24 protein-coding genes are annotated in these 25,112 nt (G+C 60.1%); 16 read left to right on the top strand and 8 right to left on the bottom strand.

Annotated elements, in window-relative coordinates:
• The first annotated feature begins 15 nt into the window (after window positions 1–15).
• The 4 genes from QSV77_RS20250 to QSV77_RS20265 are packed head-to-tail and all read left to right on the top strand — an operon-like array spanning window position 16 to window position 3,346.
• Entirely contained in the window at window positions 16–879 is an 864-nt protein-coding gene (locus tag QSV77_RS20250) for a branched-chain amino acid ABC transporter permease (RefSeq protein WP_046802034.1), read from the top strand.
• 1 nt (window position 880) lies between these two features.
• Window positions 881–1,888, top strand: coding sequence for a branched-chain amino acid ABC transporter permease (locus QSV77_RS20255; RefSeq protein WP_269699871.1), 1,008 nt, complete (start codon window positions 881–883; stop codon window positions 1,886–1,888).
• Window positions 1,885–2,649 carry an ABC transporter ATP-binding protein gene (locus QSV77_RS20260; protein ID WP_302734844.1) on the top strand — a complete coding sequence of 255 codons (765 nt, stop codon included), beginning with the start codon at window positions 1,885–1,887 and terminating at the stop codon, window positions 2,647–2,649. Before QSV77_RS20255 ends, QSV77_RS20260 begins: the two co-directional genes overlap by 4 nt.
• Window positions 2,630–3,346: an ABC transporter ATP-binding protein gene (locus QSV77_RS20265; protein WP_271363723.1), complete on the top strand. Its 717-nt coding sequence runs from the start codon at window positions 2,630–2,632 to the stop codon at window positions 3,344–3,346. Before QSV77_RS20260 ends, QSV77_RS20265 begins: the two co-directional genes overlap by 20 nt.
• Window positions 3,347–3,520: 174 nt before the next feature.
• Here the strand turns inward: QSV77_RS20265 and QSV77_RS20270 are convergent, their stop codons facing one another.
• Window positions 3,521–3,811: a GIY-YIG nuclease family protein gene (locus QSV77_RS20270; RefSeq protein ID WP_302734845.1), complete on the bottom strand. Its 291-nt coding sequence runs from the start codon at window positions 3,809–3,811 to the stop codon at window positions 3,521–3,523.
• Between the two features lie 291 nt (window positions 3,812–4,102).
• Between QSV77_RS20270 and QSV77_RS20275 the strand changes: the two genes are divergently transcribed.
• The 6 genes from QSV77_RS20275 to QSV77_RS20300 all read left to right on the top strand — a co-directional run bounded on the left by QSV77_RS20275 (window position 4,103) and on the right by QSV77_RS20300 (window position 12,142).
• Window positions 4,103–4,918: a MurR/RpiR family transcriptional regulator gene (locus QSV77_RS20275; protein ID WP_271363724.1), complete on the top strand. Its 816-nt coding sequence runs from the start codon at window positions 4,103–4,105 to the stop codon at window positions 4,916–4,918.
• A 206-nt stretch (window positions 4,919–5,124) separates the two neighbouring features.
• Window positions 5,125–7,041, top strand: coding sequence for a 5-dehydro-2-deoxygluconokinase (gene iolC / locus QSV77_RS20280; protein WP_302734846.1), 1,917 nt, complete (start codon window positions 5,125–5,127; stop codon window positions 7,039–7,041).
• Window positions 7,038–8,864, top strand: coding sequence for a 3D-(3,5/4)-trihydroxycyclohexane-1,2-dione acylhydrolase (decyclizing) (iolD, locus tag QSV77_RS20285; protein WP_302734847.1), 1,827 nt, complete (start codon window positions 7,038–7,040; stop codon window positions 8,862–8,864). Before iolC ends, iolD begins: the two co-directional genes overlap by 4 nt.
• Before the next feature lies 1 nt (window position 8,865).
• Entirely contained in the window at window positions 8,866–9,774 is a 909-nt protein-coding gene (iolE, locus tag QSV77_RS20290) for a myo-inosose-2 dehydratase (protein WP_302734848.1), read from the top strand.
• Between the two features lie 190 nt (window positions 9,775–9,964).
• On the top strand, window positions 9,965–10,777 hold the full coding sequence (gene iolB / locus QSV77_RS20295; RefSeq protein WP_003519834.1) for a 5-deoxy-glucuronate isomerase: 813 nt from the start codon (window positions 9,965–9,967) through the stop codon (window positions 10,775–10,777).
• 237 nt (window positions 10,778–11,014) lie between these two features.
• Window positions 11,015–12,142: a Gfo/Idh/MocA family protein gene (locus QSV77_RS20300; protein WP_302734849.1), complete on the top strand. Its 1,128-nt coding sequence runs from the start codon at window positions 11,015–11,017 to the stop codon at window positions 12,140–12,142.
• Window positions 12,143–12,379: 237 nt separating this feature from the next.
• On the opposite strand, the gene QSV77_RS20305 is transcribed toward QSV77_RS20300, so the two are convergent.
• The 3 genes from QSV77_RS20305 to QSV77_RS20315 all read right to left on the bottom strand — a co-directional run bounded on the left by QSV77_RS20305 (window position 12,380) and on the right by QSV77_RS20315 (window position 15,366).
• The gene (locus tag QSV77_RS20305) at window positions 12,380–13,342 is read right to left on the bottom strand and encodes a 2-hydroxyacid dehydrogenase (protein ID WP_302734850.1); all 963 of its coding nucleotides are present in this window, start codon (window positions 13,340–13,342) and stop codon (window positions 12,380–12,382) included.
• A 359-nt stretch (window positions 13,343–13,701) separates the two neighbouring features.
• The gene (locus QSV77_RS20310; RefSeq protein WP_004433466.1) at window positions 13,702–14,724 is read right to left on the bottom strand and encodes a LacI family DNA-binding transcriptional regulator; all 1,023 of its coding nucleotides are present in this window, start codon (window positions 14,722–14,724) and stop codon (window positions 13,702–13,704) included.
• Between the two features lie 132 nt (window positions 14,725–14,856).
• Window positions 14,857–15,366, bottom strand: coding sequence for a MarR family winged helix-turn-helix transcriptional regulator (locus tag QSV77_RS20315; protein WP_046802044.1), 510 nt, complete (start codon window positions 15,364–15,366; stop codon window positions 14,857–14,859).
• A 79-nt stretch (window positions 15,367–15,445) separates the two neighbouring features.
• Between QSV77_RS20315 and QSV77_RS20320 the strand changes: the two genes are divergently transcribed.
• The 3 genes from QSV77_RS20320 (at window position 15,446) to QSV77_RS20330 (ending at window position 18,764) form a co-directional block, all read left to right on the top strand.
• Window positions 15,446–16,246 (top strand): creatininase family protein, encoded by an 801-nt coding sequence (locus QSV77_RS20320; protein WP_302734851.1) that lies wholly within the window; start codon window positions 15,446–15,448, stop codon window positions 16,244–16,246.
• Between the two features lie 117 nt (window positions 16,247–16,363).
• A complete protein-coding gene (locus QSV77_RS20325; protein ID WP_302734852.1) occupies window positions 16,364–17,494 on the top strand; it encodes a GTP-binding protein in 1,131 nt (376 codons plus the stop codon).
• A 277-nt stretch (window positions 17,495–17,771) separates the two neighbouring features.
• Entirely contained in the window at window positions 17,772–18,764 is a 993-nt protein-coding gene (locus tag QSV77_RS20330) for a WD40 repeat domain-containing protein (protein WP_302734853.1), read from the top strand.
• A 161-nt stretch (window positions 18,765–18,925) separates the two neighbouring features.
• On the opposite strand, the gene QSV77_RS20335 is transcribed toward QSV77_RS20330, so the two are convergent.
• Both QSV77_RS20335 and QSV77_RS20340 read right to left on the bottom strand, forming a co-directional pair.
• Window positions 18,926–20,107 (bottom strand): MFS transporter, encoded by a 1,182-nt coding sequence (locus QSV77_RS20335; RefSeq protein WP_302734854.1) that lies wholly within the window; start codon window positions 20,105–20,107, stop codon window positions 18,926–18,928.
• A gap of 265 nt (window positions 20,108–20,372) precedes the next feature.
• Window positions 20,373–20,660: a hypothetical protein gene (locus QSV77_RS20340; RefSeq protein ID WP_004433441.1), complete on the bottom strand. Its 288-nt coding sequence runs from the start codon at window positions 20,658–20,660 to the stop codon at window positions 20,373–20,375.
• Window positions 20,661–20,930: 270 nt separating this feature from the next.
• On the opposite strand from QSV77_RS20340, the gene QSV77_RS20345 reads away from it, so the two are divergent.
• The 3 genes from QSV77_RS20345 to QSV77_RS20355 all read left to right on the top strand — a co-directional run bounded on the left by QSV77_RS20345 (window position 20,931) and on the right by QSV77_RS20355 (window position 23,901).
• Complete coding sequence (locus QSV77_RS20345) at window positions 20,931–22,109, top strand: hypothetical protein (RefSeq protein WP_302734855.1); 1,179 nt, start codon at window positions 20,931–20,933, stop codon at window positions 22,107–22,109.
• Window positions 22,110–22,216: 107 nt separating this feature from the next.
• Window positions 22,217–22,858 carry a DUF1007 family protein gene (locus tag QSV77_RS20350; RefSeq protein ID WP_302734856.1) on the top strand — a complete coding sequence of 214 codons (642 nt, stop codon included), beginning with the start codon at window positions 22,217–22,219 and terminating at the stop codon, window positions 22,856–22,858.
• Window positions 22,852–23,901 (top strand): nickel/cobalt transporter, encoded by a 1,050-nt coding sequence (locus tag QSV77_RS20355; protein ID WP_302734857.1) that lies wholly within the window; start codon window positions 22,852–22,854, stop codon window positions 23,899–23,901. Before QSV77_RS20350 ends, QSV77_RS20355 begins: the two co-directional genes overlap by 7 nt.
• Window positions 23,902–23,979: 78 nt before the next feature.
• Here QSV77_RS20355 and QSV77_RS20360 read toward each other — a convergent pair whose 3' ends face one another.
• Window positions 23,980–24,189 carry a hypothetical protein gene (locus QSV77_RS20360; RefSeq protein ID WP_142841807.1) on the bottom strand — a complete coding sequence of 70 codons (210 nt, stop codon included), beginning with the start codon at window positions 24,187–24,189 and terminating at the stop codon, window positions 23,980–23,982.
• Window positions 24,182–24,868 carry a GNAT family N-acetyltransferase gene (locus tag QSV77_RS20365; RefSeq protein ID WP_269699857.1) on the bottom strand — a complete coding sequence of 229 codons (687 nt, stop codon included), beginning with the start codon at window positions 24,866–24,868 and terminating at the stop codon, window positions 24,182–24,184. Before QSV77_RS20365 ends, QSV77_RS20360 begins: the two co-directional genes overlap by 8 nt.
• Window positions 24,869–25,112: the final 244 nt, after the last annotated feature.

The raw sequence follows: 25,112 nt of genomic DNA on the forward strand, positions 1-25,112 counted from the left end.
AGGAGTTTTTTCAACATGCAGACGGTCTTCAGCATCCTCATCGATGCGCTTGCCTATGGCATGGTCCTGTTCATCATTTCCATCGGTCTATCGGTGACAATGGGGCTGATGCGCGTGGTCAATCTGGCGCATGGCGCTTTCGCCATGATCGGCGGTTACCTTGCCTCTTATGCCGCCCACGGCCTCGGTCTCGGTTATGCGGCGGCGATCCTCGTTGCCATCGTCGGCACCATCATTATTGCCATACCGCTCGAACGTTTCCTTTACCGGCGGATTTATGGCGCACCTGAACTGACGCAGGTGCTGATGACCATCGGCATCACGTTTTGCATCATCGGCATCGCCAATTTTGTGTTCGGGCCGACACTCAAAACCATTCCCTTGCCGCAACAATTGGCCGGCCCCACCGATCTCGGTTTCCGCACCATCGCCACCCACCGCATCTTCGCCATCGCCTGCGGTCTTGCCGTGGCCGGCGCGCTGTGGTTCACCTTCGAAAAGACTGCCTTCGGTATCAAGCTGCGCGCTGCTGTCGATAATGCCGCGATGGCCGCCGCGCTCGGCGTGCGCACCGAGATCATCTACGCCGTCAGTTTTGCCATCGCCGTCGGCCTTGCCGCCATGGGTGGCGTCATCGGCGCGGAACTGCTGCCGGTCGAACCCTATTATGCGCTGCGTTACATGGTCACCTTCCTCGTGGTGGTCTCGGTCGGTGGCGCGGGCTCCATTCCGGGCGCGCTGATCGCCTGCCTGCTGCTCGGCGCCATCGATACGACCGGGCGGTATCTCGCTCCCGAATATGGCGAATTCTTCTTTTATCTGGCGGTCATCGTGATTATCACCTTGTTCCCGCGCGGCCTTCTCGGAAGGGCGAAATGAGATGGCGGTGCTTATGAACGATGTAACTGAAACGGCAGAGATCCCGAAGACACGCTCGCCGCTGCGCGCTGTCGCCGGGCCGCTCATCATCATCGCCGCCGCCATCATCGGTTACTTTCTGTTTCCGGATAATCTGGCGCTTCTGACCCGCATCATTGCCATTGCGCTGCTCGTGCTGTCGATTGATCTCGTCACCGGCTATTGCGGCGTCGCAACGCTTGGCCATGCCGCGCTCTTTGGTGCCGGCGCCTATGCCGCCGGCATCGCTGCCGCCCATTTCGAGATCACCGATCCGCTGCTCATGACCGCCATCGGCGCCGCAGCCGGCGGCGTCGCAGGGCTGCTCTCCGGCACGGTTCTGCTGCGCGCCCACGGCCTGCCGCAGCTGGTGCTTTCCATCGCCGTCATCCATCTGTTCCACGAGGCGGCCAACAAGGCGTCGAACTGGACCGGCGGCAGCGACGGCCTTGCCGGCGTCTCGCCGGATGCCCTGTTCGGCACCTTTGAATTCGATCTTTTCGGCCGCACCGCTTATATCTATGGCGTCTGTCTGCTGCTCCTCGTTTTCGTCGCCCTCAGGGTCATCGTCCATTCACCCTTCGGCATGCTGTGTCGGGGCGTCAAGCAGGACAGCATCCGCATTCAAGCCATGGGCGGCTCCGTCAACGGCACGATTTTGAAGATGTTCGTCATATCGGGCGTCGTCGCCGGCATTGGCGGTGCGCTCAACGCCATTTCAACCCAGGTCGTCGGCCTCGATAGCCTCAGCTTCACGCTTTCGGCCGAAGCGCTGGTCATGCTGGTGCTGGGCGGCGCGGGTTCGCTTTATGGTGCGCTGATCGGCACCGTCACCTTCATGTGGTTCGAAGATGTCGTTTCAGCCGCCAATCCGTTCCATTGGCTGACGATCGTCGGCCTGCTGCTGATTGCGGTCGTGCTCTTTGCGCCACGCGGGCTTTACGGCGCGGGTGAGCAGATCATTGCGCGCCTGCGGGGAGATCGCAAATGAGCGCTATTTTTGAAGTATCCGGCCTGCAGAAGAATTTCGGTGGCCTCGTCGTCACCAACAACGTCTCGCTGTCACTATCGCCGGGCGACCGCACGGTGCTGATCGGCCCCAACGGCGCCGGCAAGACGACCTTCGTCAATCTCGTCACCGGCAACATCAAACCTTCGGCCGGCACGGTGCGCATCGCCGGCGAGGACGTGACAGGCCTCAGCGCCAGCCAGCGGGTGAAACGCGGCCTCGTCCGCTCGTTTCAGGTCACACGGCTGTTTCAGGACATGACGCCCGAGGAGCATGTGGCTCTTGCCATTCTCCAGCGGGAAGGAAAGACCGGCAGAATTTTCGGCCGTTACCGCGCCATGCCATCGGTGATGAGCGAAGCACGCGATATTCTCGGCACGCTCGGCCTTCTCGCGCTTGCCGAAACAAGGGTGCGTGAAATCGCCTATGGCCAACAGCGGCTGATCGAGATCGCGCTTGCCATGGCGCTTCGCCCGAAAATCCTGCTGCTCGACGAACCGGCCGCCGGCGTGCCTTCCACGGAAACCGCGCGCATCGAACAGGCGCTCGACCGGCTGCCCGCCGATCTCGCCATATTGATGATCGAGCACGACATGGATTTGGTCTTTCGTTTTGCCAAACGTGTCGTGGTGCTCGCCGCAGGCGCCGTCATCTTCGACGGTTCGCCTGATGATGTCACCAGCAATGCGGAAGTCCGCCAAGCCTATCTGGGAAGTTACGCCGATGCCCGCAGCGCCGCTTGAAATCGTCAACCTGACCGCCGGTTACGGCCCGACCCGCGTCATCGAAGGCCTGTCGCTTTCGGTGCCATCAGGTTCGCGTTTTGCCGTTCTCGGCCGCAACGGCGTCGGCAAGACCAGCCTCTTCGCCACGCTGGCCGGCCAGACGAAACGTTTCGCCGGCGATATCCGCCTCGGCGGAGAGGACATTGCCGCCCTGCCGAGTGCCGCCCGTGCCAAAGCCGGCCTCGGTTACGTGCCGCAGACACGGGATGTATTCCCGACGCTCACCGTTGAGGAGAACCTGTTCGTCGGCCTCAAGACCCGGCCGAAATCGGCCATCGAAGAGGCTTACACGCTGTTTCCGCGCCTGAAGGAGCGCCGCCGCAATCTCGGCTCGCAGCTCTCCGGCGGCGAACAGCAGATGCTCTCCACCGCACGCACCATTCTCGGCCAGCCGCGCGTGCTGCTGCTCGACGAACCGCTCGAAGGCCTCGCCCCCGTCATCTGCGAAGAACTGATGGCCGCCTTTTCCAAACTCGCCCAATCCGGCGAAATGACCATTCTTCTCGTCGAGCAGCGCATCCAGATGGCCATCGACTTCGCCGACCACGCCATCATCATGGAACGCGGCCGCATCGTCTGGGAAGGGCCATCCAGCGAGCTTGCGGAGAACCCGGATATTGTCGATACGCATCTCGGGGTTGGCGGGCTGCATTGAGTCTCCCCTCACTACCCTCATTCCTGTGCCTGTCACAGGAATCCAGCCAGCCCAAGTCCTGGGGCTGGAAGGACTCTTTCGCCGCGCAGACGCGCGTCGGCTGGATCCCTGTGACAAGCACAGGGATGAGGTGAGTGTGTGGTGATCGTCTGTGGCGTAGTCATAAGGCGTGGGTCACAGGCCATGCAGATGAGCAGATATGTCATCCCAATCCGGATTGGTGCTTTCAATCAGATTGAGCTTCCATTGCCGAGGCCATTTCTTGATTGTTTTTTCGCGCGTAGTCGCGCTTGTCAAAAGGTCGTATTCCTCGAACCACACGAGCATCTTCACGCCATATCGCGAAGTAAATCCAGGTGTGAGTTCATTCTGATGTTCGAAAAGCCTGTTCGGCAGATCCTTGGTCACGCCAGTATAAAGCGTGCCGTTGCGCTTGGATGCCAGTATATAGACATAGCCCTTCATGGTAGAAGAAGATGTATTTTATCTGAGTATCCGCAAGGGAGGACTTTATACTCTCCCTCATTCCTGTGCTCGTCACAGGAATCCAGCCAGCCCAAGTCTTTGGGCTGAAAGGACTCTCCGCCGCGCGGACGAGCGGCGGCTGTATCCCTGTGACGAACATAGGGTGAGGAGAGTCTGCTGGTCACTCCTGCCCCAAATCCCGTCCATCACTATACCTCAAAAAACCCAATGGAATAAAAATTCCATTGGAGTTAAAGTGCACACGATTTCAGTCTGCATAAGGGAACGACAATGACGGCAATCGAGGCGCCAGAATCGGTGAAGGCTTTTGAGGAGCGATTGCTCCAGGTTGCGGAGGGGCTGCCGAAACGATTGCGGCAATGCGCCGATTATGTCGCCTCCAATCAGGACCGCATCGCCGTTTCCACCGTTGCCGAAATGGCAGAGGGTGCTGGCGTCCAGCCTTCGGCCTTCATGCGGTTTTGCCAGATCATGGGCTTTTCGGGTTTTTCGGAAATGCAGCGCCTGTTTCGCGATTCCTATGTCGGTGGCTGGCCGGATTACACCACACGGCTCGACCACCTGCGTGAAAAGGGCGATGAAAGTGCCTCCAGCCTGCTTGCTGAATTTGTCGAAGCCGGCCGTTCCTCGCTGGAAATGCTGCTGAAATCCGTCGATACACGGCAGCTTGACGAGGCCGTTTTGGCGCTGGCCGGCGCGCGCACCGTCCACATTGTCGGTTTGCGGCGTTCTTTCCCCATCGCCAGTTACCTTGCCTATGCCTTCGAGAAAATGAAGGTTCCGGCGGTTCTGCACAGCGCCGTCGGCGGGCTTGGCAATATCAGCGCCATCTCCAGCGATGACGCGCTGATCGCCATCACCTTTTCCCCCTATTCCACCGAGACGCTGGAACTGGCGGAAACGGCCCGGGCCAATGGCATTCCGGTGGTTGCGCTCTCTGATTCTGCCGTCAATCCGCTACGCAAATCCGGCGCAACGCTTCTAACGGTCACGGAGATCGATTTCGGTGCATTCCGCTCACTTTCCGCCACGCTCTGTCTGGCGATTACGCTGGCCGTGGCTGTGGGAACCCGCAAAACAGCCTGAATATTTTTATTGAAAATGGAAAAAATAGAATTTATGATCCAAATCCATGAAACGGGCATTCCATATTCGTCCGTCTCGTGACGGATGACAGCGGGCGGAGGAGGCCTGCCGGAACGGGATGGCGAAAGGTGCGGGCAGCTTTGCCCGATATCGCTCCAAACATGTGAGGCAGGCCGCCGCAACGGGCGGCCCGAAGGAGGAACCTTTTGAAAAAACTTGATCTTATCACGATCGGGCGCTCGTCTGTCGACCTGTATGGTTCGCAGGTCGGCGGCCGTCTGGAGGACATGGCCTCCTTTGCCAAATATATTGGCGGCTCTCCCACCAACATCGCCGCCGGCGCTGCCCGGCTGGGTCTCAACAGCGCTGTCATCACCCGCGTTGGCGATGAACATATGGGCCGCTTCATCCGCGAGCAGCTGGTTCGCGAAGGCGTTGACGTGCGCGGCGTAAAAACCGATCCGGAGCGACTGACCGCGCTGGTGCTGCTCGGCATTCGTGACCAGAACCAGTTCCCGCTGATTTTCTATCGCGAAAACTGTGCCGACATGGCGCTCAGCGAAGATGACATCGATCCCGCCTTCATTGCCGAAGCCGGCTGTGTCTGCGCCACCGGCACACATCTGTCGCATCCGAAGACGGAAGCGGCGGTGCTGAAGGCGCTGAAACTCGCCCGCGAAAATGGCGCGAAGACCGCGCTCGATATCGATTACCGGCCCAATCTCTGGGGTGTGGCAGGCCATGGCGATGGCGAAAGCCGTTTCGTCGAATCACAGAAGGTCACCGCCAAGCTGCAATCCACCCTGCATCTGTTCGACCTGATCGTCGGCACGGAAGAGGAATTCCACATCGCCGGTGGTTCCACCGATACGCTGACCGCGTTGAAGGCCGTGCGCAAGGTTTCGAATGCGACACTGGTGTGCAAGCGCGGGCCGATGGGTGCTTCGGTTTTCGCCGGTGATATTCCTGCCAGCCTCGACGATGGCGAGACGGGTGAAGGTTTCCCGATCGAGGTCTTCAATGTTCTGGGTGCCGGCGATGGCTTCATGGCCGGGCTGTTCCGTGGCTGGCTGCGTGGTGAAGACTGGCCGACAACGCTGAAATACGCCAATGCCTGCGGCGCTTTCGCCGTCTCCCGCCATGGCTGCACACCGGCCTATCCGAGCTGGGAAGAGCTGCAATATTTCTTCAAGGCCGGCATTCGCAACAAGGCGCTGCGCAAGGACGAGGCGCTGGAACAGGTGCATTGGTCCACCAACCGCAAGGGCGACTGGGACACGATGCGCGTTTTCGCCTTTGACCACCGCATGCAACTGGAGGCCATCGCCGACGAGCTTGGCGTCAAGCACGAGCAGATCGGCGCTTTCAAGAAGCTATGCCTTCAGGCCGCGCAGCAGGTGGCCGGTGGTGAGGCGGGTTATGGCATTCTCTGCGATGGTCGTCTTGGCCGCGATGCGTTGTTTGCCGCCAGCGGCTCCGGCCTCTGGATCGGCCGTCCGGTGGAATGGCCCGGCTCGCGCCCGTTGACGCTGGAACCCGAACTCGGCAAGGATTTCGGCGGACTTTCTGAATGGCCGCTTGAGAATGTCGTCAAGGTTCTGTGTTTCTATCATCCTGATGATACGGAAGACATGCGCGCCGCGCAGGAAGAGACCGTGATACGGCTGTTTGAAGCCGCACGCCGCAACCGGCTGGAAATGTTGCTGGAGGTCATTCCCTCCAAGGTTGGTCCGACCGATGATCTTACCGCCGCCCGTATCATCGAGCGCTTCTACGAGATCGGGGTCTATCCCGACTGGTGGAAGCTGGAGCCGATGAAGACCCGCGCCGCATGGAAAAACGCCTGCGACGCCGTGCATCGCAACGATCCTTATGTGCGGGGCATCGTCGTTCTCGGTCTCGACGCGCCGCAAAGCGAGTTGGAAGAGAGCTTCCGCCTTGCCGCCGGCTTCGATCTGGTCAAAGGTTTCGCCGTTGGCCGCACGATTTTCGCGGATGCCGCCCGCAACTGGCTCGGTGGCAGGATGACCGATGAGGAAGCGGTAAAGGATATGGCGCAGCGTTATACCAGCCTGTGCCGCATTTGGGATGAGGCGCGCGCCAAAAAGGGAGAGGCAGCGTGAAGACAATCAGAATGACGGCTGCGCAGGCCATGGTTCGTTACCTGGCAGCGCAGATGAATGAACACGGCGAAACCTATATCGCCGGCATGTGGGCCATTTTCGGCCATGGCAATGTCGCCGGCATCGGCGAAGCGCTTTATGGCATCCGCGACGAACTGCCGACCTATCGCGGCCAGAACGAGCAGTCCATGGCCCATGCGGCCATTGCCTATTCGAAGCAGCTGCGCCGCCGCCGCGCCATGGCGGTCACCTCCTCCATCGGCCCGGGTGCGGCAAACATGGTGACGGCGGCGGCGCTCGCGCATGTCAACCGCCTGCCGGTTCTGCTGATCCCCGGCGATGTCTTCGCCAATCGCGGCCCCGATCCCGTGCTGCAGCAGCTGGAAGATTTCGGCGACGGCACCATGACGGTGAATGACTGCTTCCGCCCGGTCAGCCGTTATTTTGACCGCATCATGCGGCCGGAACAGTTGCTGACAGCGCTTCCCCGCGCCATGCGCACCATGACGGACCCGGCGGATTGCGGCCCCGTCACGCTCGCCTTCTGCCAGGATGTGCAGGCGGAGGCCTATGATTACCCCGAGAGTTTCTTCGAAAAGCGGGTCTGGCGCCAGCGTCGTCCTGAGCCGGATGTCGTGGAATTCGAAGAGGCGGTCGCTGCGCTCAAGGCAGCGAAGAACCCTGTTATCGTCGCTGGCGGCGGCGTGCATTTTGCCGGCGCGACCGAGACGCTGAAGCGCTTTGCCGAAACCCACTCCATTCCCGTCGTCGAAACGCAAGCCGGCAAATCGGCCCTCGCCTGGGATCATGATCTGAATTTCGGTCCCGTCGGTGTCACCGGTGCTGAAAGCGCCAATATCGTCAGCGAAAAGGCCGATCTCGTCTTCGGCGTTGGCACCCGTTTTCAGGATTTCACCACCGGTTCCTGGGCGCTGTTCAAGAACCCGAACCGCAAGATCCTGGCGCTCAACGTTCAGCCCTATGACAGCGCCAAGCACGATGCGATCAGCCTGACGGCGGATGCGAAGATCGGGCTTGAGAAATTGTCGGCCGCCCTCGGCAGCCACCGTTTTGCAGCGCCGGATGCCGGCCTGAAGGCGGCATGGTTCGAAAAGGCCGATGCCGATACGGCGGCACCGGGCGAAGACCACATCAACAGCCTGCCGACAGACATGCAGGTCATCGGCGCGGTGCAGCGCCAGTCGCGTGACAATACCGTTGTCATGTGCGCCGCAGGCACCATGCCGGGTGAGTTGCATCAGCTGTGGAAATCCAAGCTGCCGCTCTCCTATCACATGGAATATGGCTTCTCCTGCATGGGTTATGAAGTGGCCGGCGGTCTCGGCATCAAGATGGCGGAACCGGACCGGGACGTGATCGTCATGGTCGGCGACGGCTCCTACATGATGATGAATTCCGAGCTTGCGACATCGGTTGCCATGGGCGTGAAGATCACGCTCGTCATCACCGACAACAGGGGCTACGGCTGCATCAACCGCCTGCAGATGGAAACCGGCGGCGCCGAGTTCAACAACCTCTACGCCCACACCAACGTCAACCCGATTGCCATCGATTTCGTGGCCCATGCGGGCTCGATGGGTGCGGATGCACGCAAGGTTTCCACCATAACCGAGCTTGAAGAGGCGCTTGCGGCAGCCCGTGCCTCCAGCCGCACCACCGTCATCGTCATCGATACCGATCCTTACCCGACACCGCAGGCCGGCGGTCACTGGTGGGATGTCGCGGTGCCTGAAATTTCCGAGCGCGGCGAAATTGCCGGCGCGCGCGCTCGTTATGAAAACCATCTCAAGGAAAGACAGTAAGATGATCCGTTACGGTACCAACCCGATTGCCTGGTCCAACGACGACGACCGTACGCTGGGCGCGCATATCAGCCTGGAGCAATGCCTCGATGAGACCGCCAAGATCGGTTTCGACGGCATCGAGAAAGGCCACAAGTTCCCGACGGAGCCGGAAGGCCTGAAGGGCGTGCTTTCGCCGCGCGGCCTCTCCTTCGTCTCCGGCTGGCATTCGCTGAACCTTCTGACCGATGACATCGAATCCGAAAAGAAGGCGATGCAGCCGGCGCTTGATCTCTTGAAGGCCATGGGCTCGAAGGTCATCATCGTCTGCGAAACCTCCAATGCCATCCACGGTGCCGATGACACGGCGCTGGTCGACCGTCCGCACCTTGCGTCCGAGGACTGGGCGAAATTCGGTGCGGGTGTCGAAGCGCTGGCCGCTTTTGCAGCAGAACAGGGCATCACCCTCGTTTATCACCACCACATGGGCACGGTGGTCGAAAGTGAAGAGGAAATCGACCTCCTGATGCAACACACCGGTCCGAAGACGCATCTGCTGCTCGATACCGGCCATTGCCTGTTCGGCGGCGGCGATCCCGTGCGTGTCGCGCAGAAATACATGGGCCGTGTCGGCCATATCCATGCCAAGAACGTGCGCCCCGTCATTGCCGATCAGGTTCGGGGTGAGCGGCTCTCCTTCCTCGAAGGCGTTCGCCGTGGCGTATTCACCGTTCCCGGCGACAGCGAAGGCGGCGTCAATTTCCCGCCGGTGCTGAGGGTTGCGGCCGAGCATGGTTACAGCGGCTGGCTGGTGATCGAGGCCGAACAGGACCCGGATGTGCGCAACCCGTTCGAATATCAGAGCCTTGGACTGAAATCGCTGAAGGCTTTTGCGCGCGAGGCAGGGCTGGACAAGGCCGAGGCTGCTTGAGCTGAGCGGGTAGCGGGCGGCAATCCCGCCCGTCATACCGGCCTTGAGCCGGTATCCAGCCAGCCCAAGTCCCTGGGCTGAAAAGAGTTGTCCCCGCCGCGCGAGAGCCGCGTCGGTTGGACCCCGGCACAAGGCCGGGGTGACGGGACGGCAAGAACCGACGAACGACTGACCAAAAAGGAACACCACCATGACCTCACTTCTGCGCAAGCCGGTCGCGACCAGCGGCAAGGTGCATGATATCACGCCCCAAAGCGCGGATTGGGGTTATGTCGGTTTCGGCCTCTACCGCCTGAAACCGGGTGAGACGGCGGCGGAAAACACCGGCGATACCGAAGTCATCCTCGTGTTGGTCGAAGGCAAGGCGACGATCTCCGCGGGGGGGAAGGATTTCGGTGAACTCGGCGACCGCATGAATGTGTTCGAACGCAAACCGCCGCATTGCGTCTATGTTCCGGCCGGCTCCGAATGGTCGCTGACCGCCACGACCGATTGCACCGTCGGCGTCTGCACCGCACCCGGCGAAAAAGGCAGCCGCGAGGCGCAGCAGATCGGTCCCAATGGCGTGCAGCTGACCGAACGTGGCAAGGGCGCCAATACGCGTTACATCTTCCCCATCGCCATGGAAGAGCGCGATGTGGCGGACAGCCTGCTGGTGACGGAAGTCTTCACGCCGTCGGGCAACTGGTCGTCCTATCCGCCGCACCGGCATGATGAGGATAACTATCCAGACATGACCTATCTGGAAGAGACCTATTATCATCGTCTCAACCCGGCGCAGGGTTTCGGTTTCCAGCGTGTCTTTACCGAAGATGGTTCGCTGGACGAAACCATGGCTGTATCCGACGGCGATGTCGTGCTGGTTCCCAAGGGCCACCACCCCTGCGGCGCGCCCTATGGCTATGAGATGTATTATCTGAACGTGATGGCCGGGCCGATGCGCAAATGGCGTTTCAAGAACCACCCGGATCATGACTGGATTTTCAAGCGGGATAATCCGTAAGCAGTTCAGGCAAACACCGCCGCTGCCTCATCCCTGTGGTCGTCACAGGGATCCAGCCAGCCCAAGTCCTTGGGCTGAAAGGTGTCTTTCCGTCGCGCGAGAGCCGCGTCGGCTGGTTTCCTGTGACAGGCACAGGAATGGGGGAGCGCGCAAAGATACGTCTTGAGACTGTCTTGGCACACAACAAACGCAATTAACGAATTGAATTGATTCAAATAATTTCGGGAGGAGAATAGCATGGCCGCTCTTGGCGTGGGCCTTATCGGCACCGGTTACATGGGCAAATGCCACGCGCTGGCGTGGAATAACGTCACGAGCGTCTTCGGCGATGTGGAACGCCCCCGCCTCGTGACGCTCGCGGAAGTAAACCCCGAGCTTGCCGCGAAGAAAGCGGCGGAGTTCGGTTTTGCCCACTCGACGGGCAACTGGCGCGACCTGCTGTCCAATCCCGAGATCGATGTCATCTCGGTCACCACACCCAACGCCTTCCACCCGGAAATGGCCATTGCCGCCCTTGAGGCCGGCAAACATGTCTGGTGCGAAAAACCGATGGCGCCCGCCTTTGCTGACGCGGTGAAGATGCGCGATGCCGCCCGCCGGTCCGGCAAGGCCGCAGCGATGGGCTACAATTACATCCAGAACCCCGTCATCCGCCACATCCGCCGCCTGATCGACGAAGGCGCGATTGGCAACGTCTATCACGTCCGCGCCGAAATGGACGAGGACTTCATGGCCGATGCCACCCAGCCCTTCTACTGGAAGAGCGAGGCATCTTCCGGTTACGGCGCGCTGGATGATTTCGCCGTGCACCCGTTATCACTGCTCTTCGCCCTGTTCGGCCATGCCGAAAGCGCCATCACCGACATGGTGAAACCTTACGAAACCCGCCCGCTTGCCGGCGGTGGCAACCGTGCCGTTGAAACGCACGATCTTGCCAGCGTGCTGCTGAAGCTCGAAGGCGGCATTTCCGCCGTGCTCATCGCCAACCGCTCCGCCTGGGGCCGCAAGGGCCGCATTGCCATCCAGATTTATGGCTCCACGGGCTCGATCCTGTTCGATCAGGAGCGGATGAACGAGTTCCAGCTTTACACCACGGATGGACGCCCGGAAGAGCAGGGTTTCAGAACCATCCTCACCGCGCCGCACCACAAGCCCTATGACCGCTTCATCCCCGCCCCGGGCCACGGCCTCGGCTTCAACGACCTGAAGGTGATCGAATGCCGCGAACTGATCGCGGCAATCGAGGGGAAAAAGGCGCATATCATCGATTTCGAGGAAGGCCTGAAGATCGAGCGAAGCATCCATGCCATGGCCCGGTCGTTTGCCGAAGGGCGTTGGGTGGGAAGCTCGGAGATTGCGGAATAGGGACGAGTGCAGGCGCGGGGTCGACCGCCGTCGTCACAAACTTCTCTTCCGTCATGCCGGACTAGATCCGGCATCCAGCCACGGCGCGTCTGCGCCGTGAGAAACAATTCTTTTGCGATCAAAGACTTGATCGCGCTGGACCCCGGATCAAGTCCGGGGTGACGGTGCGCGGGATTTGTGAGCGGACAAAGCCATTCGCCTCACCAGCGGATATTGGTCAGGGCTTGCCAACAGGCCTCACCCCTTGACCGGCGTCTCCGGAACCGGCGTCAGCACCTTGCCGTCCTTGAACCAGCCGAGAATATTGTCGGCCACCAGATCGGCCATGGCGTTGCGCGTTGGAACCGAGGCGGAGGCGACGTGCGGCAGCAGGGAGACGTTCGGCAGCGACAGGAAGGCTTCCGGCACTTTCGGCTCGGCATAGAACACATCCAGACCGGCAGCACCCAAGGCGCCGCTCTTGAGCGTCTCAAGCAGCGCATCCTCATCGACGCTAGAACCGCGGCCCACATTGATGAACACGCCCTGAGCCCCAAGCGCCGTCAGGATTTCAGCATTGATCGCCTTGTGCGTTTCCGGCGTGCCCGGCACGATGCAGATCAGGATATCGACCGCTTCCGCCATCTCCTTCAGCGAGCCGTAATAGGTGTAGGAGAGGCCATCCCGCTTGCTGCGGGTGTGGTATCCAATCTCCACCTTGAAGGGCTCCAGCCGCTTGGCGATTTCCTGGCCGATGCGGCCCATGCCGAAGAGACCCACCTTGCGGCCGCGCAGCGAAAACGGCGACAGTGCGAACGGGCCTTCGCCAACCCATTTGCCATCGCGCAACCAGGTCTCGGCCTGATAGAGCCGGCGCACGGTGTTGATCAAAAGCGCAATCGTCGTATCGGCCACCTCGTCGTTCAGCACATCAGGCGTATTCGTCACCACAATGCCGCGCGTGGCGGCATGTTTGGCATCGACACCATCATAACCGACGCCGAAATTGGCGATGATCTCGAGCTTCGGCAGCGCATCGATCCATTTGGCGTTGACGACGCCGGAAACGGCGATGGCATTGACGCGCTCCGCCGCACCATCAGGCAGCACCGGCTCGGCGCCGGCAGGCACGGCCACGATCTCGACCTTGCCTTCGAGGCGTTCGAGAACGCGCGGGTTTATCTTGCCGGGAACGAGAACGACGGCCTTTTTGTCAGACATGGGCGGGTATTCCTCCTGATAACATTCCAATAGCCGGAGCGGGTTTCGGGCGAACCGTTCGCCATACCACTCCTCTGGGCAGCGATCCTTTCAAACAAAGACGGCCGTGAAAAGGGCAATAAGGGGATGCTATGGGGGCAGACGGAAGTTTCATGTCGATTTTTTTAAGCGCCCCTCACCGTCATGCCGGACTTTATCCGGCATCCTGTCAGCCCAAGTCCTTGGGCTGAGACAGTCTTTTCACCGCGTAGACACGCGGTGGCTGGATTCCGGCTCAAGGCCGGAATGACGGAAGAAGGAAACATCGCGAACAACCAGAAACATGCAGCCTGCCGCATCCATACTCCCGGGCGGTGTACTCACACCCGCGGCCGCACCGGCCCGGTCGATTGCCGGATGCGCATTTCCGGCTTGATGAGGTGAATACCATCAGGCTCATGGCTACCCGCCAGCCTGTCCAGCAGCGCACGCGCCGCCAAGCGCCCCACCTCCGCCTGACCGTTGGAAACCGTGGTCAACGCCGGGGTAGCAATCGCCGCTTCCTCCAGATCGTCGTAGCCGGTGACGGAAATATCCACACCCGGCACCAGGCCGGCACGGGAAATGCCGTTCATGAGACCGATGGCGACGAGATCGTTCCAGCAGACGGCGGCCGTCGGCTTCTGCGGCAGCGACAGGAAATGCACGGCGGCCTCGAAGCCGCCCTGCTTGGAGCGCGGGCCGGGAATGCGCAGGTTCGGATCGACCTCGATGCCGGCCTTGCGCAGCGCATTAACGTAACCCTGATAACGGTCGCGCCCCGTCGAGGTCTGGTCGGTGCCACCAACCATGGCGATGGTGCGGTGGCCAAGGCTGATCAGGTGATTGGTGGCAAGCGAAATGCCGTAGCTGTCATCGCCACGATAGGTCGGCATGTCGACGCCATCCATGGAACGGGCCACGAGGATGGCGGGCATGCCGTTTTCTTCGGCCAGCGTCATGTCCTCGATCGGCGTGCCGATGGCCGGCGACATGATGATGCCGTCGGAACCCAGCTGCAGCAGCGTTTCGATGAAGGTGCGCTGTTTTTCCACCGAATCGTAATGGTTGGAAAGAATGAAGGTCTGGCGGCTGCGATCCAGCTCGCTTTCGATGGCTTTGAGAATTTCGCCGTAGAACGGGTTCATTACATCGTGGAACACCACGCCAACAATGCCGGAGCGCGAAGTGCGCAGGCTGGCGGCGCGGCGGTTATAGATATAACCCAGCGCCCGCGCCTGTTCCTTGATCTTGTCGCGTGTATCGGAAGCAACCAGCGGACTGTCACGCAATGCAAGGGAAATGGTGGCGGTCGAAAGACCAAGACTTTCGGCGATCGTGGACAGTTTGACCTTTTGAGCCACAGCATTCCTCCCAAACGCATGTCAGCGACGGATGTCCCTGTTTAAATTGCAATTAAACAATTTAAACAAAATCCGCAACCCGTTTAAGAGATACCCACAAAACAGAGTTTTATTTTTAAAAATTTCAACAAATTATTGAAGATTGGTATCGATTGCCTTGAGAAGTTTAACCACGGTGCGCACATCCTTGGCCGAAAGCCCCTCTATGGCCCTTGCACCACAATCAGCTATCGAGATGTTGATGTGCTCGACGCTTTTCAAGCCTGCCTCCGTCAGCTTCACCAGCGTGACACGGCCATCCTCGTCGTCGCCGCTACGTTCCACGAAACCCTGGGCTTCCATGCGGCCGATGGTGCGCGTCATGGTCGGCGCCTTGACGCCGAGCTTCTGGGCGATCTGCCCCGGTGTGAGGCTACCTTCCTGTGCCAGCGCCAGAATAACGCCGTCCTGGCCGGCATAAAGCCCGCTTTCGGCAAGGCTGTGGCTCAGTGCCGTGCGCATGGAACGGGCAGCCTGGGTGATGGATTGCGCCAGTTCTTCAGGGTTGAAATTCTCATCCCTTTTTTTGGCGTCCTTTATTTTCTTGCCGCCCTTTTCTTTCTTGGCGCCCTTGTCCTTATGCCCAGTTTTGTCCTTGCTCATATGCGAGTGCCTTTTACCCTGTGGCGGAACCGATATATGTTGCTGGAAATCCTTACCGAATGCACGCGCGGACTGCCAGATGCCAAACTCATACACGCATTATCACGACGAAAACGTAACAGACCCTCATCTTCGCGCAACAGGTGCAATTTCCGTGCTGCCGCTGGGCGCCCATGAACAGCACGGTCCGCATCTGCCGTTCGAGACAGATACGCTGATTGCCGAGGGTATCGTTGCCCGTCTTGCCGCCGCCCTGCCCTCCCATCTGCCGGTCTCTTTCCTGCCGGTGGAGCCCGTCGGATATTCCATCGAACACATGGATGTGCCGGGCACGAAGACACTGCGTTACGACGAGGCCGTTGAGCGCTGGCTCGGCATTGCTGAAGCCGAATATGAAAAAGGCGTGCGTAAACTCGTGATACTGAACGCCCATGGCGGCAATTCGCCGCTGATGACCATCGTCGCCACCGAGGCCCGCGCCCGTTTTGGCATGCTGGCGGTTGCCACCAGTTGGACCCGTTTCGGCGTGCCCGCCGATGTGGTGAAGCCGGAAGACAAGGCGATCGACATTCATGGCGGCGATATCGAAACCTCCGTCATGCTGGCACTCTGCCCGGACCGGGTGGTAATGGAAAAAGCAGCCGACTTCCCTTCACGCCAGAGCGATTTCGCCAGCCGCTACCAGCATCTGCGCGCCTATGGCCCGCACGCCTTCGGCTGGCTGATGAGCGACCTCAACCCCGATGGTGTTGCCGGAAACGCCGCAGCAGCCACGGCCGAAAAGGGTGAGAGGCTCATCTCCCACGCCGTTAAAGGCCTTGTCGAACTGCTTGAAGATGTCCACGCTTTTGACATAACGTTATTTCATAACAAAATTTGAGCCACTTGGCCGGTTTAGGCCAAAATCTCTTTGAACTGCCCGGACGTCGCGCCTATATGGACGTCGACACTTCTTCCTTGAGGCCTTTACGGGCCTTGTCTCCACGCGGGGTTTTCCATGACCGAAACAGCACCAGCCAAGCCCATTCCAGTCACCGTCCTGACGGGATATCTCGGCGCCGGCAAGACGACGCTTCTCAACCGCATTCTCTCCGAGAACCACGGCAAGAAATACGCTGTCATCGTCAATGAATTCGGCGAGATCGGCATCGACAACGATCTGATCGTCGAGTCCGATGAAGAAATCTACGAAATGAACAATGGCTGCGTGTGCTGCACGGTGCGCGGCGACCTGATCCGCGTCGTGGAAGGCCTGATGCGCCGGCCCGGCCGTTTCGACGGCATCATCGTCGAGACGACAGGCCTTGCCGATCCGGTTCCCGTCGCCCAGACCTTCTTCATGGATGACGACGTGCGCGCCAAGACCGAGCTTGACGCCGTCGTTGCCCTGGTTGACGCCAAGCACCTGCCGCTGCGCCTGAAGGACAGCCGCGAGGCCGAAGACCAGATCGCCTTTGCCGATGTCGTCGTCGTCAACAAGACCGATCTTGTTTCGCCCGAGGAAGTCGCCCGCATCGAGGATATCGTGCGCGCCATCAACCCTTCCGCCCGCATCTACAAGACCACTCGCTCTGGCGTCGATCTCGCCCGGGTTCTCGATCAAGGCGCCTTCAATCTGGAACGCGCGCTGGAAAACGATCCGCATTTCCTCGAACACGGCCATGAGGATCATGTCTGCGGCCCTGATTGCGACCACAATCACGATCACGGCCACCATCATCATGATCATGAGCATCACGACCATGACCATGATCACGGGCATCATCACCACGATCATGATCATGGCCACGATCACCACCACCATGGTGCGGTTTCGCCGATCCATGATGTGACCGTACAATCGGTATCGCTGCGCGGCGGCGAGATGAACCCCGAGCGGTTCTTCCCGTGGATCCAGAAGGTTACCCAGACGGACGGCCCGAACATCCTGCGCCTCAAGGGCATCATCGCTTTCAAGGGCGATGCTGAACGTTACGTCGTGCAGGGCGTACACATGATCATCGAGGGTGATCACCAGCGCCCGTGGAAGGAAAATGAAAAGCGCGAAAGCCGCCTCGTCTTCATCGGCCGCGAACTGGACCGCGAAAAGCTGGAAAAGAGCTTCAACGCCTGCCTCGCGACCGCCTGATCGTTTTGTTTCCGTTACCCCGGCCTCGAGCCGGGGTTTCGTCGCTTCCTTCCTCATCTCTATGCCCGTCACAGAGATCCATCCAGCCCAAGTCCCTGGGCTGAAAGGACTGTCCCCGCCGCGCAGACGCGCGTTGGCTGGATTCCTGTGACGAGCACAGGAATGAGGCTGAGGGGATGTAAAGCGGTTCCGCTTTTGCCGAAAATGCTCTAGAACCATGCCAGCCGGCGGGAATGACGCCCCGCCATCAGACACATAGACGAAAGACCGATGCCCCATGCCGACTGTTGCCCCGCTTGATATCGAAGGCCACGTGGTCTCGACCCATTTTCTCGGCGACATTCCCCTGTTTGCCACCGCCGCCGGCACCATTCACCGGCTGGATGGCGGCGAAAAGGTAACCGAGGCGCATGAGGGGCTTCTGACCTGCATTCGCGATCCCTACAGCGCCACGCTGCTTTCTGGTGGCGAAGACGGGCGTGTGCTGCGTATCGGCCATGACGGCAGCATCAGCGAAATCGCCAACGTACCGCGCAAATGGGTGGGCGTCGTGGCCGGCGGGCCGCAGAAGGCGGTCGCTTACGGTGTCGGCAAGTCCAGCTTCGTGCGGCTGTCAGACGGCACGGTCAAGGAATTCAAGGAAGAGCGCACGGTGGAGGCAATTGCCTTTGCGCCCAAGGGCCTGCGCATTGCAGTTGCCCGTTACAACGGCGTGACGCTGCATTGGGTGGCGAGCGCGGGTGATCCGATCGATCTGGAATGGAAGGGTGCGCATACCGGCGTCACCTTCTCGCCCGATGGCAAGTTCCTGGTCACCACCATGCAGGAAAACGCCCTGCACGGCTGGAAGATGGAAGCCACCAAGGGCGGCATGGAAGCGCGCCACATGCGCATGACGGGTTATCCCGCCAAGGTCAAATCGATTTCCTGGTCGGCAAAGGGCAAATGGCTCGCCTCTTCCGGCGCGCCGGCCGCCATCGTCTGGCCGTTTGCCGGCAAGGACGGCCCGATGGGCAAGGCCCCGGAAGAACTCGGCAGCCGCGCCAACATCATGGTCACCAATGTCGCCTTCCACCCTGTGGAAGATGTGCTCGCCATCGGCTTCATCGACGGCATGATCCTCGGCGTGAGGCTCGCGGACGGCAAGGAAGCCCTGCTGCGCCGCCCCGGCAAGGGCGCCATCACCAGCATGGACTGGAGCGCCACCGGCAAGCTGCTCGCCTTCGCCTCGGAAGCGGGCGATTGCGGGATCATCGATATTTCGGCTTGAGGGATGACGGGTAAAGCACGGGTCACCCCGGACTTGGGCGGGGTCCAGTGCAATCAGGTCCCTGATCGCGAAAGAGTCCCTTCATGGCGCAGATGCGCCGTGGCTGGATGCCGGCTCAAGGCCGGCATGACGGAAGACAGATGTTGGGCTTCGTTAGCCCTCTACTCACTCACCTGACGGCGCGTGAGGAACAGCAGCAGCAACCCCGCGCCGGCACCCACCGAGGCAAGCCGGATCGATATGCCGAAGCTGGCATATTGCGCCACAAACCCCATGAGCGGCACAGCAAACAATGCGGCAAGGAAGATGGAATTCATGTAAAGCGCCGTCGCCCGCGCCGTGCGACCGCGCGCAAAACCCTGAATGAAAGTCAGGCTTGTACCGGCGAAAAGGCCGTAATAGGCCCCCTCCATTGCGGCGCCGACGATCATGGCAGGCAGGGTTTCGACCGAGGCAATGATGTTGAAGGCAATGATCGCCATCACCGCCGCGATGCAGAGAAGGATACGGGCGCTGACCCGGCGCATGATCCTGGGCGCAAGCAGGATCAGCAGAACCTCCATCGCGCATTTCACGCTGAGCGACAGACCAGGCGCGTAGTCCGGAAGGCCCACTTCCCGCACCAGAAACACCGGCAGGGCGGAAGCGCACAGGGAATGGGCAAAGGACATGCAGAAGCTCGCCGTGGCCGCCAGAAGCAGCGGCAGGTTGCGTCCGGTGTCGATTTGCCCCTCCTCGCGCCGCTCCATCGGGCATGTCTGGCCGCGCGGCACGATGGCAAGCGCAAGCCCGCCCCAGATGGTGGCCATCAGCATGGCGTTGATGAACACCGCTTTCGCGCCGGCCAGATCGACGATCAGATAGGCGGCGGCGGGAAGCAGCATCCAGGCCAGCGACACCATCATTCGCAGAAAGGCGTTATAGGACGCCGTATCGAGTGACTTTACCCGTCCGTGATAACGGCCGTAGCTGAAAACCAGGGTGCTGGCGGCATTGGAAAGCCCCATGCCAGTTGCCGTTATCGCCACCAGCAGCGCCAGGTTCCCGAAGGTCGCCGCCGCCGCCGCGACAAAGGCACCCAAGACGGAGAGAAGCAGCAAAGGGCGCACCCGCACGCCGGCATCGACACGCTCGCCATAAATGCGGCTGGCAACAATAGAGGCAACCATTGCCGTGACGCTGTAAAGACCGAGCGTCGCCGGTGCATGGCCAAGCACCTGGATGATATAAAAACCGATAAACGGCACGACAGCCGCATTCGTGCTGCCGGCGAGAAAGACCAGTAGCGCGATCAAATAGGCCTGACGATCAAATGCGTCCGGCGAAGCGCGTTTCTGTAGCATGGAGAATCGACTGGAAGCCTGGAGGTCGTGAAACTCACCTTCACACCAAAACGCCCCGCCATTCAAGCCCGTTCGCAGTTTCATTTCCAGGGAGCAGAGACAAAAAAAGGGGGCCGCAAGGCCCCCTTCCAGTCGTGCGATGCGCCGTTTGTTCTTGCCGGAAGCAGCATGCGTCATACACACGCAACTCAAGGCTTGTTCCCGGCTTATGTCCTGTGCGCATCGTTTTCGTCGAAAATCCCTGTCGATTTTCGATCTGGACTATCTAGTGCCGGCGCTTCTTGCCGCCGTCATTCTTGTTGTCGATGACATCGACGGACGTCTTGTTGCCGTTCAGCACACCGTTCAGAATGCCGGTCTTGTTGCCATTCAGAATCCCGTTATTGGACAGGATGCCGCTGACACCGAGATCGATGCTCGGCGAGACGACGACAAGGGCGCCGCCCTTGTTGCTGTTGCCGGACAGGATGCCTCCCAGAAGACCGCCCGCATTGGCCTGACCAACGGAAGCGACAGTAAGAATAGCGGCTACACAAGCGAACTTTGCAATCATTTCTCTCTCCTCTTTTGTTTGATCACGCCATCTGGCGTAACTGAACTGTATATTTAGAGGATTCTAATTCAAGCAAAGGCTAATATTACAATAAACGATTAACACTAATACTTGTGATTTTAATCAAATTTTACATATCGCGACTTCGCTCTTCCGCCCCTTGCTCAAACAATGCGGGGCGACGCCCGTATCGCGACAGTAAAGCGGCACGGGAAACTTTATTAACCATCCAAATATAAGATATTGCTTAATTAGAGACCGGAGATGCGAATGCGGGTGGGGGGATATATCGCGCTTGTTCTCGGACTTGCCTGCGCCTGTGGCGCACGGGCGGGGGAAAAGGCCGATGAGCACAATGTCACCTATAAATCCGGCATTGCTTATGACAGCAATTATTTCGCCGACACCAACCGGCTGAGCGCGATTTCGCTGCGCGCCGGCTTCGGGCTCAATGGCAAGATCGCGCTGGAGGGGGCGGAGCTGCGTTATTCGCTTGAGCAGGAAGAGGTTCGCCTGCCCCGCTATCGTTTCGCCAATGAACATAACACCATCGCGGCACTGGGGCTGACGAAACGATTTTCCGAAAAGCTGGAATGGGCCCTTGAGCTGCGCGGCACCCGCAGCGATGCCGGCGATATTTTCCTGCACCTGCCGGAAGAGGATATTGGTTACCGGCAGCTGGATCACAAGCTGGAGGCGTCCTCCCAGCTAGGCATCCTCGCCCTTGGCGGCAAGAATACGCTGACGGCAAGCCTCGCCAGCCTGATGAAAGGCAAGGCGCGGTTCCGCCCGGCCTATTTCCTGCCCACCCGACTGGAAGCGAACGAGGCGCTTTTATCGCTGAAGGCGGAACATGCACGATCACTCGGCGGCGGCGAGGCGGGGCTGACGCTCGCTTACGACCGTATCGCCGTGCCGGAGGGGCAGCAGGAAAAATATGAACGTTTCCCGGCCAACACGCTGCGGGGTTCTCTGGCCTATGGTTACAGGTTCTCCGACCGCTTCGCGGTTCTGGCCGAAGCGGGCTTCACCTCCATTTCCGGCGATGAGATCAGCGACAAGGTAAAGCGCACCCGCCCCTATCTGCGGGCCGAAGCCGAGGTGAAGGCCACCGAGCGCATCGCCTTCGGCGCGGGCTTTTCACAGGACTATGCGCTTTTCGACCCGGATGACCCGATTGCTGAATTCCATCGCCGCTGGCAATTCGTCATAAAAAGCAGGCTCACCGAAAAGGTGGGGCTCGATCTTGCTCTGCACCGGGTCCACAAGGACTGGATCTATTATAATTACGATACCAGCGAGCGCCGGCTGGTCGCGACGCTTTCCTTCGATACCGGCAAGAACAGCAAGCTGGAGGTGGAGTTCAACCGCCTGCTGCATGGCGAGCGCGATACCGATCTTGCCTATAGCGGCTCCAGCATCACCTCGCGTTTCAGCGGCACCTTCTGAAATTTAACGTCGGCCCGTGCGAAGGATCAGCCGCATCAGGTCGAAATTCGGTCCCAATTTCTGCTAGAGTCAGGCCTTCCAGATTCGAAGGCAGGACAGACCGGATAATGAACAGACGCTTTTTGCTCCTCGCGGCCGGCCTTGCCTGCGTTCCTGTCGCCGCGGCGGCCCATCCGCATATCTTTGCCGAAGCCCGCATGGAAATCGTCGAGGGGCCGAACGGCACCGTTCAGGAAGTGCGCAACATCTGGCGTTTCGACGAGATGTTCTCGGCAAGCGTGGTGATGGATTACGACAAGAACAGCGATCTGAAGCTCGACAAGGACGAGCTGGCGGAAATCGGCAATACCGTGCTGGAATCGCTCGCCGAATATTCCTACTACACCTTCATCACCGCCAATGGAAAACCGGTGGAATTTTCCAAGCCCGAGGCCATTCACGTGGACTACAAGGATCAGCAGATCCTGATGTTCTTCTCCGTGAAGCCGACCAAGCCTCTGGCCGTCAAGGGCAAGCTCAGCTTCGGCGCCTGGGATCCGACCATGTATACGGCGATCGACTTCGCCAAGGATGGCGATATCGCCACGCAGGGTAAGGATCTGAATGCCTGCAAGCACCACGTGGTGCGCCCCGATCCCGACGAGGTGATCTCGCAGAACCAGACTTCGCTGACCGACGCCTTCTTCAACGATCCGACCGGCACCGACATGACCAAGCTCTTCGCCACCCGGCTGGAGGTGACATGCTGAGCCGCAGGGCCGGCCTCTTCGCCGTCGCCATCGGCCTCATTGCCGTGGCCGGTGCGGCCCATGCGCAATCGCCGCTCGGCATCGGCTCGGCCGAACCTTCCTTTTCCGTCGGCGGCCCCTTCGCGCCGCTGATGCAATGGATCAATGTGCACCAGCAGATGTTCTACCGTGCGCTGACCGGCGCGTTGAAGGCCATGCGCGAGGATGGCTGGGCGCTCAGCTCGCTGATCGGCCTTTCCTTTGCTTATGGCGTTTTCCACGCCGCCGGCCCCGGCCACGGCAAGGCGGTCATTTCGTCCTATATGATCGCCAATGAGACGCAGCTGAAACGCGGCATCCTCATTTCTTTCGTCTCGGCGCTCATTCAGGGTGCGGTCGCCATCGGCCTCGTCGGCGCAGCCTGGCTCGTGCTGCGCGGCACCTCCATCACCATGACGAAGGCCACGCAGGCGATGGAGATCGCCAGCTTCGCCATGGTGGCGCTGTTCGGCGCCTGGCTGCTGGTGCGAAAACTCTGGTCACTGCGCATCCGGCGCGAGCCTGTCGCGGTTTTCGCGCCGGCAGGTGAAACCTTAGCCGGCAGAACCAGCGGCATGGGCACAGGGCTGCGGTTCCAGGGCAAGCCGGTCTTTGCCGATCACGATCATGATGGCACGGGCGACCTTTGCTCGGCCTGCGGCAAATCCCACGCACCCGATCCCATGCTTTTGAAAAGCAAGAATTTCAGCCTGCATGAGGCCTGGTCGGCCATCATTGCGGTCGGGCTGCGGCCCTGCTCGGGTGCCATCATCGTCATGAGCTTCGCGCTTCTAAACGGGCTTTATCTCGGCGGTGTGCTGTCTGTGCTGGCCATGTCGCTCGGCACCGCCATCATGGTGTCCGCTCTCGCCATCATGGCGGTATCGGCCAAAGGGCTTGCGGTGCGTTTCGCCGGCCCCGGCAGCCGCAAGGCAGCCGGCATCAGCCACGCGATCGAAATCGCCGGTGCGCTGTTCGTTTTGGTCATGGGGCTGTTATTGCTCGGCGCTTCGCTTCGACTCTAGGGCATTTCCGGTAAAAATGCTTCGCGGCTTACGTTCTGGAAATGCCTTACAACAAAAGAGTTAGAGCACCTGCGTGCTCTAACCGTCGCGGCGGCGCTGGTAACGCGCGCGCAGCCAGAACAGCAGGAAGAAACAGAGCACCGCCACTGTGCCGAATGCAGCCGCAAGCCAGGGCGAATAATCACCCAGCCACAGCATGATTTTCGGCATGACGAAGAATACCAGTCCGAAGCCGATGATGATGAGGGCGGCGGCTATAGCCGGCGACCAATCCTTCTTCTCAGCCATTGGCAAGCTCCGCACGTATATCTTCGAGCTTGCGCTTCTGCGCTCCGTCATCTGCAAAATTCTCCGGCGAAAGCCAGATTTCAAAGGCCTTGCCGATCAGCGGCCATTCGCCGTCTATCATGGAAAACCACGCGGTATCGCGGTTCTCACCTTTCGAGATCATATGTTGACGGAAAACGCCCTCGAAGGTGAAACCATAACGTTTCGCGGTGATCTTGGACGGCTCGTTTTCGTTGTGGCATTTCCACTCATAGCGGCGGTAACCCAGATCTTCGAAAACATGTTTCGCCATCAGGTAATGCGCCTCAGTGGACAAAGGCGAGCGCTTCATCTTGCCGCCATGGGCGACGGAACCGACCTCGACCACGCCATTGGCAGGATCAGGCCGCATGTAGCTCGCCATGCCCACCACATCACCGCTGGCATTTTCCACGAAGACCAGCGTGACCCAGTTGAGCTTCTGACCCGCACCGATCAGCCAGTCGCCAAAGGCCTCGGCATCGGGAAAGGCGTTTTGCGGGAAATATTTGAGAAGTGCATTCACGCCCTCACCGCCAAGTGCGGCCCAGAGCTTTGTCAGATGGCTGCCACGATCAAACGGCTCCGCCGTCACGTAACGGCCCTTCAACACCACCGGCTTTGGCGCCGGACATCCCTTGAAATCACTCAGATCGCGCATTCTCTTCCCCATTGTCTGGGACAAGGATTAGGGCAAGCGGGATGGGATGACAACCGGGAAGTGGGACATGTCGGCAGTGGTCGCGTTTCCGCTTTGGTGGGTGTGGTTCACCCCCCTTTGCCCTGCCGGGCATCTCCCCTCAGGGGGGAGATCAGCCAGAAGGCAACGCTCACCCACTCGCAACGTTGAAAATAGCCGAAAGGCCGCCTCGGGTCGATCTCCCCCCTTGAGGGGGAGATGCCCG

The sequence above is a fragment of the Agrobacterium sp. V1 genome (assembly GCF_030518355.1).
Lineage (GTDB): Bacteria > Pseudomonadota > Alphaproteobacteria > Rhizobiales > Rhizobiaceae > Agrobacterium > Agrobacterium cucumeris.